This window comes from Streptomyces sp. NPDC030296, assembly GCF_055572815.1.
In genome coordinates, this window is the sequence record NZ_JBVICQ010000002.1 from 504095 (window position 1) to 518903 (window position 14809).

Here is a 14809-nt window from a genome sequence, read left to right on the forward strand (position 1 = left end):
TCGGGACCCGGCGTACGGAACAGACGCACGGGACATGGGGACGAGGACGTACACAGATGCGGGCCGGCGGATGAACGGGGTCGCCCGGGCGGCCCGCGCCGAATGGGGGCCGTTGTACGACACCGTGCGCCCGGCCCTGGCGCGCCGGTCGCGGGCCGTCCCGATGACCGTCGCCGCCGTCGGTCTGGCGACCGTCGTCCACCTCGTGCACCGGCAGTCCTGGGGCTACGGGTTCATCGAGGACGTGGGCGCCGTACGGGCCGAGGACCCGCTGTGGCTGGCGCTGCTGCGGACCCCGCTCTCCCTGTTCGTCCCGGCGCTGGACCTGCCCGTGTGGGGTGCGCTCGCGCAGATCCTGCTCGTGTTCGGGATCGCGGAGATCTGCCTGGGGAAGAGGCGGACGCTGGCCGTGGCGTTCCTGGCGACGCTGGCCGGCACGCTGTACGCGCGCGTGGGCATCGCGCTCGGCCCGGACGTCCCCTTCGTGGGGCTGCCCGCCTCGGACGCCCAGGTCGTCGACACCGGGCCGTCGGCGGCCGTGGTGGGCCTCGCGGTGTTCCTCGGGTGGCGGTTCCGGGCGTACGTCACGGCGGGCGCGGTGGTCGTGGCGATGGTCGTCGAGGTGCTGGTCAAGGAGAACCTCGCGGGCAAGGAGCACCTGGCGGCGATCGCGGCCGTGCTGGCGCTGTGCGGGCTCCTGGCCGTGCGTCAGCGGCGTTCCGCCCGGTCGGGCGGGGGCGCCGGCCCGGAGGGCAGGTCCGGGGTGCCGCCGATCCAGTCCTGAAGACGGCGGCTCGGGCCCGACCAGCGGCGGTCGTGACGGTAGGACCGCAGCAGGGCCCTGGCGCGGGCGCGCGGGCGGCGGCGGTAGAAGCGGCGGGCCCAGGCGGAGGTCGGGCGGGCCAGGCGGACGGCTCCGACGACGGCGACGATCGGGATGATCACCCCGAAGATCGCCGTGCGGGCCTTGCCCTTGCTGAGGGCGACCAGGGCGATGAGGAAGTTCGTGCCGATGGTGAGGAGGGCGGCGCCCCGGTCCTGGAGCTCCTCCTCGCTGAGGTCGTTGACGCCGAAGGGCAGGAAGCCGCTGAGGACGAGGCCCACCAGGGCCGCCGTCAGCACCACCATCTCGACGCTCTTGCGGCCCTCCTCCGACCAGTACACGTCGTCGAGGTGCAGGATCAGCGCGAACTCGTCCAGGACCAGCCCGGCGCCCATGCCGAAGATCACGGCGGAGAACAGCGAGCCGAAGCCGTGCCCGTCGGAGGCCACGGAGCCGAAGCCGCCGGCGACGGTGAGGAGGACACCGGGGACGACATGGTGGATGTGGACGCCGCCGCTGCCGCTGATGTTGCGGAAGGGACCCTTGCCGGCCCGGATGAGTCGGGTGATGAGCCGGGTGATCAGGAAGGTCAGGACGAACGCGGTGAGCGCGAGGAGCAGCGGCAGTTTGCCCGGCTCGACGATGTTCCGTTCCCACCAGTGACCCATACGGGAACTTTATGCGGATACGACCCGAATGCCTCGCGCAGTGCTGCCGTTCGGGCCTCACCCGCCCCCCGGGCGCCGTTCTCGCCTCTCCGGCTGCCGGGTAGCCTGCGCCGGTGTCCACGACCCCGGTGCCCGCGCCCACCCTCTCCGACGGCCTGCGTTTCGCCTTCGGCACGCTGACCGTGCTGCCGGTGCGGGTGCCCCGGTGGGACCGCGACGCGGCGCGCGTGGGGATGCTGTGCGCGCCCGCCGCCGGGCTGGTGGTCGGCGCCGCCGCGGCCGCGCTCGGCGGGCTGCTGCTGTTCCTGGGCGCGGGGCCGCTGCTCGCCGCCGTGGCCGGGGTCGCCGTACCGGCCGTGCTCACCCGGGGACTGCATCTGGACGGGCTCGCGGACACCGCCGACGGGCTGGGCAGCGGCAAGCCAGCCGAGGACGCGCTGCGGATCATGAAGCAGTCGGACATCGGACCGTTCGGCGTCATCACCCTCGTACTCGTCCTGTTCGCCCAGGTCGCCGCGCTCACCGAGGCCTACGGGGAGTCCTGGGCCCTGGGCACGGTCGCTGCCGTCGTCGCGTCGACCACCGCACGGCTGGCCCTGACCCTGGCCGCCCGCACCGGCGTTCCGGCCGCCCGGCCCGAGGGGCTGGGGGCCGCGGTGGCGGGGGCCGTGCCGCTGCGGGGCGCGGTGCTGGTGGCGGTGGTCGTGGGGTGCGCGGCGGCGGGCGCGGGCGCGCTCCTCGGGCCGTACGACCTCGCCCGTACGGTGCTCGCGGTCGTCCTCGGCTGCGCCGCCGCCGAGTCGCTGCTGCGGCACTGCGTACGGCGGTTCGGCGGGGTGACCGGCGATGTGTTCGGGGGGCTCGCGGAGACGGCGGCGACGGCGACCCTGGTCGTGTTCACCCTCGGGTGAGCCCGAGGGCGACCGTCGGGGGCTGTCCGCCGAGTGGTCGTCCCGCCGCGCGCCGGGGTCAGCAGGCCTCGCGCCACACCCCCAGTTCCCACTTCTTCAGCAGGGAGCTGAGCCGCAGCCGCCGGGACTGGGGGCAGAAGTCGTCCGTCTCCATCTCGTACTCGACGTGGAAGACGGCCTTGTCCGCGTCGATGAACGGGGTGAGGGTGTCGCACTCCTCGTACTGGGCGCACTGTTCGTTGACCGCGAAGTCGAAGTCGTCGACGAGCGCGGGGATCTGGTCGAGGTCGTTCTTCAGGCCCACGGCCAGGCCCCGTTCGTGGGCGAGGCGGGCGACGAGACGGTTGTAGCGGAGCTGGTCGGCGGCCTTCAGGGGGAAGCCGGTCCGGTTGCGGTAGCCGTCCATGTTGTCCGGCTCGACCGCGTCGAAGCCCTTCTCCTCGCACATGTCGATCCGCGCGGCCATCAGCGGTTCGAGGACGTCGAGACGGCGGATGTCGAGCCAGCGCTCCCCCTCCCAGCCGTTGCCCCTGCCTATCACCGACTCGGGGAACTCGTCGGCGTCCGGGCGCCAGTCCTCCCAGGCGCCGGTGGACAGATAGCAGATGACCTTGCGGCCGTCGTCGTGGAGGCCGTCGACGGTGTCCGCGGAGTGGTCGAAGCCGTCGATGTCGTACACGGGGACGTCCACGGAGGTGTCCAGGCGCCCGCTCAACTGCCACTGCCAGTCCGTGCCGGGCTTCGGCCGCCAGCGGTCGCCCGTCCTCGGGCCGGGGTCCGCGCCCGGCCTGTCGTCGGGGGCGGCGGTACAGCCCCCGACCAGCAGGAGCAGGGTCAGCAGGGCGCTGCGGGCGGGGGCGCGTCTCATCGCAAGGGCTCCAGGGCGGGCGGCAACGTACCCCAAGGATGATCGCGGACCATGTCATCGAGCGGTGCGGCAGGGCCCGTTCGCGGCCCGTGACCACCGTCCGCACGAGTGAGCGACATCGGCTTCGCGCGACAAGGGTTCCCCCTATGCCGAAGTCATGGGGATCTCCCTGCATGGGCCGGGCGGAAAGTCAGGGAGGCTGGTGGCAGCGAACGCCGTCCGGCCGGCCGGTGCGGAACCGGCCCCGCGCCCCAGATCCGACGGACCGAACGAGGGCCTAGGCTCGTGCCCGGCACGTCGACCCGATCCGTTCGGCTACCCAAAACTCAATCGGAAGCGAGATTTCACCACCGTGACTGCTCTCACTCTCAGCACCGCCGCCGCGTCCGGCCTCCGCGCCGACGCGATCGTGGTCGGTGTCGCGAAGGGCGCCAAGGGCCCGGTCGTTGCCCCGGGTGCCGAGACCGTGGACAAGGCGTACGACGGCAGGCTGGCCGGCCTGCTGGAGACCCTCGGCGCCTCGGGCGCCGAGGGTGAGGTGACGAAGCTGCCCGCCCCGTCCGGCTTCAAGGCGCCGCTCGTGGTGGCGGTGGGCCTGGGAGCGGAGCCCGACAAGGACGGCTCGTTCGGCGCGGAGACGCTGCGCCGCGCGGCCGGTGCCGCGGCCCGTGCCCTGGCCGGCTCGAAGAAGGCGGCGTTCGCCCTGCCGCTGGCCGACACCGACGCCGTGGGTGCCGTCGCCGAGGGCGCGCTGCTCGGCGCCTACTCGTTCGACACCTACAAGGAGAACGGCCGTCAGGCCAAGGACGCCGCCAAGGCGAAGAAGGGCAAGGCGCCGCTCGCCGAGGTGGCCCTGCTCGGCGCCAAGCCGCGCGACCGCGCCCACAAGGCCGCCGTCGAGCGCGCCGTCGCGGTCGCCGAGGAACTCAACCGCGCCCGCGACCTGATCAACACCCCGCCGAACGACCTCGACCCGGCGGCGTTCGCCGCGATCGCGCAGGGCGCCGGCAAGGAACACGGCATCAAGGTGACCGTGCTCGACGAGAAGGCGCTCGCCAAGGGCGGCTACGGCGGCATCCTCGGCGTCGGCGCGGGCTCCGCGGCCACGCCCCGGCTGGTGCAGCTGACCTACACCCACGCGAAGGCCACGAAGCACCTGGCGTTCGTCGGCAAGGGCATCACCTACGACTCGGGCGGCATCTCCCTCAAGCCCGCCGGGCACAACGAGACGATGAAGTGCGACATGAGCGGCGCCGCCGCCGTGTTCGCCGCGGTCGTCGCCGCCGCGCGCCTCGGCCTGGAGGTCAACGTGACCGGCTGGCTGGCCCTCGCCGAGAACATGCCGTCCGGCACCGCCACCCGGCCGGGTGACGTGCTGCGCATGTACAGCGGCAAGACGGTGGAGGTGCTGAACACCGACGCCGAGGGCCGTCTGGTGCTGGCGGACGCGCTCGCCAAGGCGTCGGAGGACGCGCCGGACGCGATCGTCGACGTGGCGACGCTGACCGGGGCGATGATGCTGGCGCTGGGCAACCGGACGTTCGGCATCATGGCGAACGACGACGCGTTCCGCTCCGCGGTGCACGAGGCGGCGGAGGAGGTCGGCGAGGCCGCATGGCCGATGCCGCTCCCGGACCACCTGCGCAAGGGCATGGACTCCCCCACCGCCGACATCGCGAACATGGGCGAGCGGTACGGCGGCGGGCTCGTCGCCGGCCTGTTCCTGAAGGAGTTCGTGGGCGAGGGCATCACGTGGGCGCACCTCGACATCGCGGGTCCGGCGTTCAACGAGGGCGGCCCGTTCGGGTACACCCCCAAGGGCGGTACGGGGTCCGCGGTGCGGACGCTGGTGCGGCTGGCCGAGCGGGCCGCCGCGGGTGACCTGGGCTGACGTCCGTTCACCAACTCGATCTCCGGGGGCGCGGGCGACCGCGGGCCGGCTGTGGCCGGTCGCGCGGTCGCCCGCGTCCCTTCGGGCTCTCCCGCGTCCCCGCCCGGTTCACATGTGAGCGTGTGGTGTCTCACACCCCGGCCCGGCGTCTCGTTCCCTCCCGACAAGTGCGAAGATGGGGCACGGCAGGACAGGGCCCCCACCACAGGGCCGAAGAAGAGCGGCCGGACACCAGCCGCCGCCCGGTCACTGGAGACCGGCGTACGGCGCACATGCATGGAGGACGTGACGTGGCGAACGACGCCAGCACCGTTTTCGACCTAGTGATCCTCGGCGGTGGTAGCGGTGGTTACGCCGCGGCCCTGCGCGGGGCGCAGCTGGGCCTGGACGTCGCCCTGATCGAGAAGGACAAGGTCGGCGGCACCTGCCTGCACCGGGGATGCATCCCCACCAAGGCCCTGCTGCACGCGGGCGAGATCGCCGACCAGGCCCGCGAGAGCGAGCTGTTCGGTGTGAAGGCCACCTTCGAGGGCATCGACGTACCGGCCGTCCACAAGTACAAGGACGGCGTCATCTCCGGCCTGTACAAGGGCCTTCAGGGGCTGATCGCCTCCCGCAAGGTCACGTACATCGAGGGTGAGGGCCGGCTGTCCTCCCCCACCTCCGTCGACGTCAACGGCCAGCGCGTCCAGGGCCGCCACGTCCTGCTGGCGACCGGCTCCGTGCCGAAGTCGCTGCCGGGTCTGGAGATCGACGGCAACCGCATCATCTCCTCGGACCACGCCCTCGTCCTGGACCGCGTGCCGAAGTCGGCGATCGTCCTCGGCGGCGGTGTCATCGGCGTCGAGTTCGCCTCCGCCTGGAAGTCCTTCGGTACGGACGTCACGGTCATCGAGGGCCTGAAGCACCTCGTCCCCGTCGAGGACGAGAACTCCTCCAAGCTTCTTGAGCGCGCGTTCCGCAAGCGCGGCATCAAGTTCAACCTGGGCACCTTCTTCTCGAAGGCCGAGTACACCCAGGACGGTGTCAAGGTCACCCTCGCCGACGGCAAGGAGTTCGAGGCCGAGCTCCTGCTGGTCGCCGTCGGCCGCGGCCCGGTCTCGCAGGGCCTGGGCTACGAGGAGGCCGGGGTCGCCATGGACCGCGGCTACGTCCTCGTCGACGAGTACATGCGGACCAACGTCCCGACCATCTCCGCCGTCGGTGACCTGGTCCCGACGCTCCAGCTCGCGCACGTCGGCTTCGCCGAGGGCATCCTGGTGGCGGAGCGTCTGGCCGGTCTGAAGACCGTCCCGATCGACTACGACGGTGTCCCCCGTGTGACGTACTGCCACCCGGAGGTCGCCTCCGTGGGCATCACCGAGGCCAAGGCCAAGGAGATCTACGGCGCGGACAAGGTCGTCGCTCTGAAGTACAACCTCGCGGGCAACGGCAGGAGCAAGATCCTGCAGACCGCGGGCGAGATCAAGCTCGTCCAGGTCAAGGACGGTGCCGTGGTCGGCGTCCACATGGTCGGCGACCGCATGGGTGAGCAGGTCGGCGAGGCCCAGCTGATCTACAACTGGGAGGCCCTCCCCGCCGAGGTCGCCCAGCTCATCCACGCCCACCCGACGCAGAACGAGGCGCTCGGCGAGGCCCACCTGGCCCTCGCGGGCAAGCCGCTGCACTCGCACGACTGACCCCTCGGTCGACGAAGCGACGATCCAGACTTCCGCAATTCGTTAAGGAGCAACAGAAACCATGGCGGTTTCCGTAACCCTTCCGGCGCTCGGCGAGAGCGTCACCGAGGGCACCGTCACCCGCTGGCTGAAGGCCGAGGGTGAGCGTGTCGAGGCCGACGAGCCGCTGCTCGAGGTCTCGACCGACAAGGTCGACACCGAGATCCCCTCCCCCGCCGCCGGTGTCCTCGCGTCCATCAAGGTCGCCGAGGACGAGACGGTCGAGGTCGGCGCCGAGCTGGCCGTGATCGACGACGGCACGGGCGCGCCCGCCGCCGCCCCGGCCCCGGCCGCCGAGGAGGCTCCGGCCCCCGCGCCCGAGCCCGCCGCTGCCGCGCCCTCCACCGAGCAGGCCGCCCCCGCCCCGGCCCCGACCGCCGAGGCCGCCGCCGGCGCCGGTTCCGCCGAGGGCACCGACGTCGTCCTGCCCGCGCTCGGCGAGTCCGTCACCGAGGGCACCGTCACCCGCTGGCTCAAGGAGGTCGGCGACAGCGTCGAGGCCGACGAGCCGCTGCTCGAGGTCTCCACGGACAAGGTCGACACCGAGATCCCGGCGCCCACCTCCGGTGTGCTGCTGGAGATCGTGGTCGGCGAGGACGAGACCGCCGAGGTCGGCGCCAAGCTGGCCGTCATCGGCGCTCCCGGTGCCACCCCGGCCGCCGCTCCGGCTCCGGCCGCCCCGGCTCCGGCGCCCGCCGCCGCTGCCCCGGCCCCGGCTGCTCCCGCGCCCGCCCCGGCCGCCCCCGCGGCTCCGGCTCCGGCTCCGGCCCCCGCGCCGGTCGCCCCCGCCGCTCCGGCCCCGGCGCCCGCCGCCGCCGCTCCGGCCGCTCCGGCTCCGGCCGCTCCGGCTCCGGCGCCCGCCCCGGTGGCCCCGGCTCCGGCCGCCGCCCCGGCCGCCGCCAAGGCGACGGACGAGGGTGCGTACGTGACCCCGCTGGTCCGCAAGCTCGCCGCGGAGAACGGTGTCGACCTGGCGTCCGTCAAGGGCACCGGCGTCGGCGGCCGTATCCGCAAGCAGGACGTCATCGCCGCCGCCGAGGCCGCGAAGGCCGCTGCCGCCGCCCCGGCTCCGGCCGCCGCGGCTCCGGCCGCCGCGGCTCCGGCCGCCGCCGCGTCGAAGAAGACCCCGGTCCTGGAGGCCTCCCCCCTCCGCGGCCAGACCATCAAGATGCCGCGCATCCGCAAGGTCATCGGCGACAACATGGTCAAGGCGCTGCACGAGCAGGCGCAGCTGTCCTCGGTCGTCGAGGTCGACGTGACCCGTCTGATGAAGCTGCGTGCCAAGGCGAAGGACTCCTTCGCGGCCCGCGAGGGTGTGAAGCTCTCCCCGATGCCGTTCTTCGTGAAGGCGGCGGCCCAGGCGCTGAAGGCCCACCCGGCCATCAACGCCCGGATCAACGAGGCCGAGGGCACCATCACGTACTTCGACACGGAGAACGTCGGCATCGCCGTGGACTCCGAGAAGGGCCTGATGACCCCGGTCATCAAGCACGCGGGCGACCTCAACATCGCCGGCATCGCCAAGGCCACCGCCGACCTGGCGGGCAAGGTCCGGGCCAACAAGATCACTCCGGACGAGCTGTCCGGGGCGACCTTCACCATCTCCAACACCGGCTCGCGCGGCGCGCTCTTCGACACGATCATCGTGCCGCCGAACCAGGTCGCGATCCTCGGCATCGGCGCCACGGTCAAGCGCCCCGCCGTGATCGAGACGGAGGAGGGCACGGTCATCGGCGTCCGCGACATGACCTACCTGACCCTCTCCTACGACCACCGCCTGGTCGACGGCGCCGACGCGGCCCGTTACCTGACGGCGGTCAAGGCGATCCTGGAGGCGGGCGAGTTCGAGGTCGAGCTCGGCCTGTAAGGGTCCACCACCGCAGTACGACGGTGCCCGTCCGGAGCTTCCGGGCGGGCACCGCTGTTTTCCCGGGGGCGGCCCGCCCGTGGCGGCTTCGCAGCTCGGCCGGTACGGGTCTTTACAGACGGGGCCACCATGGGAGCGTGTAAGTCTCGTCTCACCTGCGAGAAAGCGCCCCTGTGCGCCCCTCACGGGCGGCGTCGCGGCTTTATTGTCTATGGGTCAACGCCCTTGGGGCTCAGTCCCCCGCCGAAGGAGCCCGCATGACCACCGCGCCCGTCGTCCACTCGCTGCGCGAACAGATCCGCGAGCACATCGTGGAGGGGATCGTGAGCGGGCGTTGGAAGCCGGGTGAGCGGATCGTGGAGCGCCGGATCGCGACGGAGCTGGAGGTCAGCCAGACGCCGGTACGGGAGGCGCTGCGCGAGCTGGAGTCGCTGCGGCTGATCGAGTCCGCGCCGAACAAGGGCGTACGGGTGCGGAACCTCACGGCGGCCGATCTGGAGGAGAGTTACCCGGTCAGGGCCGGTCTGGAGGCGATCGCGGCGGAGCTGGCGGCCGAGCGGCTGGCGGAGGACTGCTCGGCGCTCGAGCCGCATGTCGCCGCCCTCTACGAGGCGGACCGCAACTCCGACGGCACGTCCCAGGTACGGCACACCGTCGCCTTCCACCGCGAGCTGGTCCGGGCCGCCGGCAACTCCGTGCTGCTGCACACCTGGGAGGGCCTCGGCATCGAGGTCTTCACGGCGCTCAGCATCCGCTGGCTCGGCACGGTGCAGCAGTCGTACGCGGAGGAGCACGAGGAGTTGGTCGCCGCGTTCCGCCGCCGGGATCCGCGGATCGCGGACCTGGTCAAGTCCCACGTGTTGGGCTGCGCCCCGCACACCGACGACGAGCCGGCGTAGCGTTCCGGGGCCGCCGGGGGTGCGTTTTCGGCCGCGGTGAGTGGGCTTCGCGGGTCCGTTCTCGGCTGCGGGTGAGTGGGGGCTTGTCCGCGCAGTTCCCCGCGCCCCTGAAAGCGACCGGGGCCGCGCCCCGTGCTTTTCAGGATGAAGGCCGGGCCGCAGGCCCAAGCCTTCAGGGGCGCGGGGAACTGCGCGAACGCCCCCCACCCACCCGCACCCGCCAACGCACCCCACCCCCCGATCTATTGGGCGCACCCCCGCTCAAACGCCGCCCCACCTGCGCAAACCCCGGCCCACAGCGGCACCCGGTGTCTCCGCCGAAGGCACCCCGTGCCGACTTTCTCGTGATCAAGAGGTTTTGCCAAAGAACCCTTTGATCGATCATCGATCAGCGGGTTACAGTCGCCGACGGGCTTCCACCGAAGCCCCAGCCCTGTCCTGCCAAAGACCAAGGGCACCCCCGAACCCTTACCGATGAGGGAACCCCCTTCGACTGAGGAAGGCGGCGCAATGACCGACCCCAACGCCATCCAGCCGAGCGCGCTCGACCAGCTCCCCGACCGCGATCCGGAGGAGACCGCCGAATGGCAGGCCTCGCTGGACGCCGTCACCAAGGCGGCCGGCCCGCACCGTGCCGCGTACCTGATGCGTCGCACCCTGGAGCGCGCCGAGGGCAACGGCATCGCGCTGCCCAAGCTGCTCGAGACGGACTACGTCAACACCATCCCCACCGCCGCCGAGCCGGGCGTCCCCGGTGACGAGGCGTTGGAGCGCCGCATCACCGCGTGGAACCGCTGGAACGCGGCCGCGATGGTGACCCGCGGCTCCAAATACGGCGTCGGCGGCCACATCGCCACCTTCGCCTCCGCGGCCTGGCTCTACGAGACGGGCTTCAACCACTTCTTCAAGGGCAAGGAAGCCGACGGTTCCGGCGACCAGCTCTACATCCAGGGCCACGCCTCCCCCGGCATCTACGCCCGCGCCTTCCTCGACGGCCGGCTGAACGAGGCCCACCTCGACAACTTCCGCCGCGAGTCCGGCGGCAACGGCCTCCCGTCGTACCCGCACCCGCGGCGGCTGCCCTGGCTGTGGGAGTTCCCGACGGTGAGCATGGGCCTCGGCCCGCTCTCCGCCATCTACCAGGCGCGCTTCAACCGCTATCTCACCAACCGCGGCATCAAGGACGTCTCGGCCTCCCACGTGTGGGCGTTCCTCGGCGACGGCGAGATGGACGAGCCCGAGTCGACGGCTGCACTCGCGCTCGCCTCCCGCGAGGGCCTCGACAACCTGACCTTCGTCATCAACTGCAACCTGCAGCGCCTCGACGGCCCGGTCCGCGCCAACTTCAAGATCGTGCAGGAGCTGGAGGCCCAGTTCCGCGGCGCCGGCTGGAACGTCGTCAAGACCCTGTGGGGCACGGCCTGGGACGAGCTGTTCGCCCTCGACACCACCGGCGCGCTCGTACGTCGGCTGCGCGAGGTACCGGACGCCCAGGTCCAGACGTACCAGACCCGCGACGCCGCCTACATCCGCCAGGACTTCTTCGGCAAGGACCCGGCGCTCGTCGAGATGGCGAAGCTGCTGAGCGACGACAAGATCCTGGAGTGCTTCCACCTCTCGCGCGGTGGTCACGAGGCGCGCAAGGTGTACGCCGCGTACAAGGCGGCCGTCGAGTTCAAGGGCGCGCCGACCGTGATCCTGGCCCAGACCGTCAAGGGCCACACCCTCGGCGAGGGCTTCGCGTCGAAGAACGCCAACCACCAGATGAAGAAGCTCTCGGTGGACGAGTTCAAGACGATGCGGGACCTGCTCGACCTGCCGATCAAGGACAGCGACTTCGTCGACGGCGTCGTGCCCTACGGCCACCCGGGCGCCGACTCCGCCGAGGTCCGCTACCTCCAGGAGCGCCGCGCCGCTCTCGGCGGCCCCGCCCCGGCCCGTCGCGTCCACCCGGTGGCGCCGCTGCCCGCCCCCGCCGAGAAGGCCTTCGCCTCCTTCGACAAGGGCTCCGGCTCCCAGAACGTGGCCACCACCATGGCCTTCGTCCGCCTGATCAAGGACCTGGTCCGCGACAAGGAGACGGGCAAGCGCTGGGTGCCGATCGTCCCTGACGAGGCGCGTACCTTCGGCATGGAGTCGCTGTTCCCGTCCCTCGGGATCTACTCCCCCAAGGGCCAGACGTACGAGCCGGTCGACCGCGACCAGCTGATGTACTACAAGGAGGCCGAGAACGGCCAGATCCTCAACGAGGGGATCACCGAGGCCGGTTCGATGGCCGACTTCATCGCCGCGTCGACCGCGTACTCCACGCACGGCGAAGCGATGATCCCGTTCTACATCTTCTACTCGATGTTCGGCTGGCAGCGCACGGCCGACCAGATGTGGCAGCTCGGCGACCAGCTCGGCCGCGGCTTCCTCGTCGGCGCGACCGCCGGCCGTACGACGCTGACGGGCGAGGGCCTGCAGCACGCGGACGGTCACTCGCCGGTCATCGCGGCGACCAACCCGGCCGCCCTCACGTACGACCCGGCCTTCGCCTACGAGGTCGCGACGATCGTGAAGGACGGTCTGCGCCGGATGTACGGCGAGGCCGCGCCCGGTGAGGACCCGAACGTCTTCTACTACCTGACCGTCTACAACGAGCCGCTCCCGCAGCCCGCGAAGCCGGCCGGTCTCGGTATCGACGAGGGCATCGTCAAGGGCCTGTACCGCTTCAACACGGCCGAGTCCGCGGGCGTGACCGTCCCGGCGAACGCCCCGCGCATCCAGCTGCTGGGTTCCGGTACGGCCATCCACTGGGCGCTTCAGGCGCAGAAGCTCCTCGCCGAGGAGTGGGGGATCGCGGCCGACGTGTGGTCCGCGACGTCCTGGAGCGAGCTGCGCAGGGACGCCCTGGAGGCCGACGCGGCGCTGCTGCGCGGCGAGGAGCGCGTCCCGTACGTCCGCCAGGCGCTCCAGGGCGCCGAGGGTCCGGTGCTGGCCGTGTCCGACTACATGCGCCAGGTTCCCGACCAGATCGCCCAGTGGGTCGAGCAGGACTACTCCTCCCTCGGCGCCGACGGCTTCGGTCTCTCCGACACCCGCGAGGCGGCTCGCCGGCACTTCGGTGTCGACGCGCAGTCCATCGTCGTGGCGGCGCTCGCGCAGCTGGCGAAGCGGGGGGAGACCCGGGCGGCGGCGGTGAAGGAGGCCCGCGAGAAGTACGGGCTGTGAGGCTGCCGGGCGCCTTCTGAATGGGGGGCGCCCGTCCGTCGGCGGCTACGGGTGGTTCGTGGTTTCTCGCGCAGTTCCCCGCGCCCCTGAAGGGTTGGGCCTTCGGCCCACCCTTCATAGGAAAAGCACGGGGCGCAGCCCCGGTCGCTTTTCAGGGGCGCGGGGAACTGCGCGACCAGCCCCCACGCACCCGCACCCGACAACGCACCCCCACGGCCCTTCCCCCGGAGGGCCCGGCATGATGAACCCATGCGCGCTGCCCGGCTCATCAAGATGGTGCTGCTTCTCCAGTCCCGCCCCTCCATGACCGCCGCCGAGCTGGCCCGTGAGCTGGAGGTGTCCGAGCGCACGGTCACCCGGGACGCCCAGGCCCTCTCGGAGGCCGGTGTCCCCGTGTACGCGGATCGCGGGCGGGCCGGTGGCTACCGTCTGATCGGCGGTTACCGCACCCGGCTGACCGGTCTCGCCCGCAGCGAGGCCGAGGCGCTGTTCCTCAGCGGCGTTCCGGGGGCCCTGCGCGAGATGGGCCTGGAGGACGCCGCGTCCGCCGCCCGTCTGAAGGTGTCGGCGGCCCTCCTCCCCTCCCTCCGCGACGCCTCACGCACGGCGTCCCAGCGGTTCCACCTCGACGCGCCGAGCTGGTTCAAGGAGCCGAAGACCCCGGAGCTGCTGCCCGTCGTCGCGGACGCCGTGTGGGACGACCGGCGGATCACGGCGCGCTACCGCAGGGGCGACACCGAGGTCGAACGGCGGCTGGAGCCGTACGGTCTCGTCCTCAAGGCCGGCATCTGGTACCTGTGCGCCCGCGTCGCCGACGCGCGCACGGACCCCGGCTCCGACACCCGTTCCGCTCCCTTCCGTACCTACCGCATCGACCGGTTCAGCACCGTCGAGACCGAGGACGCCCGCTTCACGCGCGACGAGGACTTCGACCTGCCGGCGTACTGGGACCATCAGGCGGAACGTTTCGCCCGCTCGATCCTGCACGCCGAGGTCGTCGTACGGCTGTCCCCGGAGGGCGTGCGGAGGCTGCCGCACGTCGTCGATCCGGTGTCGGCGCGGGACGCCCTCGCGGCGACGGACGACGCCCCCCACGCGCACGGCTGGACGACCGTGACGCTCCGGGTCGAGTCGGAGGACGTGGCCCGCACCCAGCTCACGGCGCTGGGGGCCGAGGTCGAGGTGCTGGCCCCGGAAAGCCTGCGGAGCCGTTTCGCGGAGGACGCGCGGCGGCTCGCCGAACTGTATCGGGGAGAGAAGCGGGGCTGAGGGGGCCGCACGGACCGTCGGGGCGCGTCGGCGGGTGTGGCCGATCCGTGGTCCTCCACGTGCATCCGCCCCCCTGAGGCCCGATGCTGGACCCGTGATGGACGAGACGGAGTTCTGGGAGCTGGTGGACACGACCCGGGAGGACGCCGAGGGCGACCCGGAGGACCAGGCCGACCTGCTCGTGGAACGGCTCGGCCGACTGGACCCGGAGGCGGTGCTCGACTTCGCCCGCCACTTCGAGTCCCGCTACAACCGCGCCTACACCTGGGACCTGTGGGGCGCCGCCTGGGTGCTGCTCGACGGCGCCAGCGACGACGCGTTCGACTTCTTCCGGTGCTGGCTGATCGGCCAGGGCCGGGAGGTCTTCGAGGGCGCGGTGCACGACCCGGACGCGCTCGCCGATCTGCTGGGGGACTTCGACGAGGAGATCGACGGGGACGGCGAGGAGCTGGGGTACGCCGCCGACGAGGCGTACGAGCAGCTCACCGGTCTCGTCGCGCCGGACCTCGGCATTCCGCCCGCGCCCGGCGAACCGGAGGGCACCCCGGTCGACTTCGAGGACGAGTCCGCGCTCGCCGAGCGCTACCCGAAGCTCTGGGAGCGTTTCAGGCCCTGACACCCCGGCGGTGGATGCGCGGCAGCGAGGCGGTGCGGGTCACGACCGGCCCTGAGGCGGTGCGGG

The 14809-nt window shown here is 72.2% G+C and carries 11 protein-coding genes; 9 read left to right on the forward strand and 2 right to left on the reverse strand.

All coding sequences use genetic code 11. The features are described from left to right. The first annotated feature begins 70 nt into the window (after nt 1-70). Entirely contained in the window at nt 71-784 is a 714-nt protein-coding gene (locus ACZ4Z3_RS06225) for a hypothetical protein (protein ID WP_468500210.1), read from the forward strand. Here ACZ4Z3_RS06225 and ACZ4Z3_RS06230 read toward each other — a convergent pair. Further along, the gene (locus tag ACZ4Z3_RS06230) at nt 709-1491 is read right to left on the reverse strand and encodes a hypothetical protein (protein ID WP_468499900.1); all 783 of its coding nucleotides are present in this window, start codon (nt 1489-1491) and stop codon (nt 709-711) included. The two genes, ACZ4Z3_RS06225 and ACZ4Z3_RS06230, sit on opposite strands and share 76 nt — an antisense overlap. Before the next feature lie 113 nt (nt 1492-1604). Between ACZ4Z3_RS06230 and ACZ4Z3_RS06235 the strand changes: the two genes are divergently transcribed. After that, on the forward strand, nt 1605-2402 hold the full coding sequence (locus ACZ4Z3_RS06235) for an adenosylcobinamide-GDP ribazoletransferase (RefSeq protein ID WP_468499901.1): 798 nt from the start codon (nt 1605-1607) through the stop codon (nt 2400-2402). Between the two features lie 58 nt (nt 2403-2460). On the opposite strand, the gene ACZ4Z3_RS06240 is transcribed toward ACZ4Z3_RS06235, so the two are convergent. Beyond that, nucleotides 2461-3270, reverse strand: coding sequence for an endo alpha-1,4 polygalactosaminidase (locus ACZ4Z3_RS06240; RefSeq protein ID WP_468499902.1), 810 nt, complete (start codon nt 3268-3270; stop codon nt 2461-2463). Nucleotides 3271-3622: 352 nt separating this feature from the next. Here ACZ4Z3_RS06240 and ACZ4Z3_RS06245 point away from each other — a divergent pair, with 352 nt between their 5' ends. The 7 genes from ACZ4Z3_RS06245 to ACZ4Z3_RS06275 all read left to right on the forward strand — a co-directional run bounded on the left by ACZ4Z3_RS06245 (nt 3623) and on the right by ACZ4Z3_RS06275 (nt 14743). Beyond that, nucleotides 3623-5161: a leucyl aminopeptidase gene (locus tag ACZ4Z3_RS06245; protein ID WP_359694730.1), complete on the forward strand. Its 1539-nt coding sequence runs from the start codon at nt 3623-3625 to the stop codon at nt 5159-5161. A 290-nt stretch (nt 5162-5451) separates the two neighbouring features. Then, nucleotides 5452-6840 (forward strand): dihydrolipoyl dehydrogenase, encoded by a 1389-nt coding sequence (gene lpdA / locus ACZ4Z3_RS06250; protein ID WP_468499903.1) that lies wholly within the window; start codon nt 5452-5454, stop codon nt 6838-6840. A 61-nt stretch (nt 6841-6901) separates the two neighbouring features. Continuing rightward, nucleotides 6902-8746 carry a 2-oxoglutarate dehydrogenase, E2 component, dihydrolipoamide succinyltransferase gene (gene sucB / locus ACZ4Z3_RS06255; RefSeq protein ID WP_468499904.1) on the forward strand — a complete coding sequence of 615 codons (1845 nt, stop codon included), beginning with the start codon at nt 6902-6904 and terminating at the stop codon, nt 8744-8746. A gap of 257 nt (nt 8747-9003) precedes the next feature. Continuing rightward, nucleotides 9004-9645: a GntR family transcriptional regulator gene (locus ACZ4Z3_RS06260; RefSeq protein ID WP_468499905.1), complete on the forward strand. Its 642-nt coding sequence runs from the start codon at nt 9004-9006 to the stop codon at nt 9643-9645. A gap of 510 nt (nt 9646-10155) precedes the next feature. Next, nucleotides 10156-12858 (forward strand): pyruvate dehydrogenase (acetyl-transferring), homodimeric type, encoded by a 2703-nt coding sequence (aceE, locus tag ACZ4Z3_RS06265; protein ID WP_468499906.1) that lies wholly within the window; start codon nt 10156-10158, stop codon nt 12856-12858. Between the two features lie 249 nt (nt 12859-13107). Further along, the gene (locus ACZ4Z3_RS06270; protein ID WP_468499907.1) at nt 13108-14127 is read left to right on the forward strand and encodes a helix-turn-helix transcriptional regulator; all 1020 of its coding nucleotides are present in this window, start codon (nt 13108-13110) and stop codon (nt 14125-14127) included. Between the two features lie 97 nt (nt 14128-14224). Further along, nucleotides 14225-14743 (forward strand): DUF4240 domain-containing protein, encoded by a 519-nt coding sequence (locus ACZ4Z3_RS06275; RefSeq protein ID WP_359701645.1) that lies wholly within the window; start codon nt 14225-14227, stop codon nt 14741-14743. The last annotated feature ends 66 nt before the right edge of the window (nt 14744-14809 follow it).

Coding starts and splice junctions, on each gene's coding strand:
- ACZ4Z3_RS06225 (WP_468500210.1), top strand. CDS start 71: ATGAACGGGGTCGCCCGGGCGGCCCGCGCCGAATGGGGGCCGTTGTAC.
- ACZ4Z3_RS06230 (WP_468499900.1), bottom strand. CDS start 1,491: ATGGGTCACTGGTGGGAACGGAACATCGTCGAGCCGGGCAAACTGCCG.
- ACZ4Z3_RS06240 (WP_468499902.1), bottom strand. CDS start 3,270: ATGAGACGCGCCCCCGCCCGCAGCGCCCTGCTGACCCTGCTCCTGCTG.
- sucB (WP_468499904.1), top strand. CDS start 6,902: ATGGCGGTTTCCGTAACCCTTCCGGCGCTCGGCGAGAGCGTCACCGAG.
- ACZ4Z3_RS06260 (WP_468499905.1), top strand. CDS start 9,004: ATGACCACCGCGCCCGTCGTCCACTCGCTGCGCGAACAGATCCGCGAG.
- aceE (WP_468499906.1), top strand. CDS start 10,156: ATGACCGACCCCAACGCCATCCAGCCGAGCGCGCTCGACCAGCTCCCC.
- ACZ4Z3_RS06270 (WP_468499907.1), top strand. CDS start 13,108: ATGCGCGCTGCCCGGCTCATCAAGATGGTGCTGCTTCTCCAGTCCCGC.
- ACZ4Z3_RS06275 (WP_359701645.1), top strand. CDS start 14,225: ATGGACGAGACGGAGTTCTGGGAGCTGGTGGACACGACCCGGGAGGAC.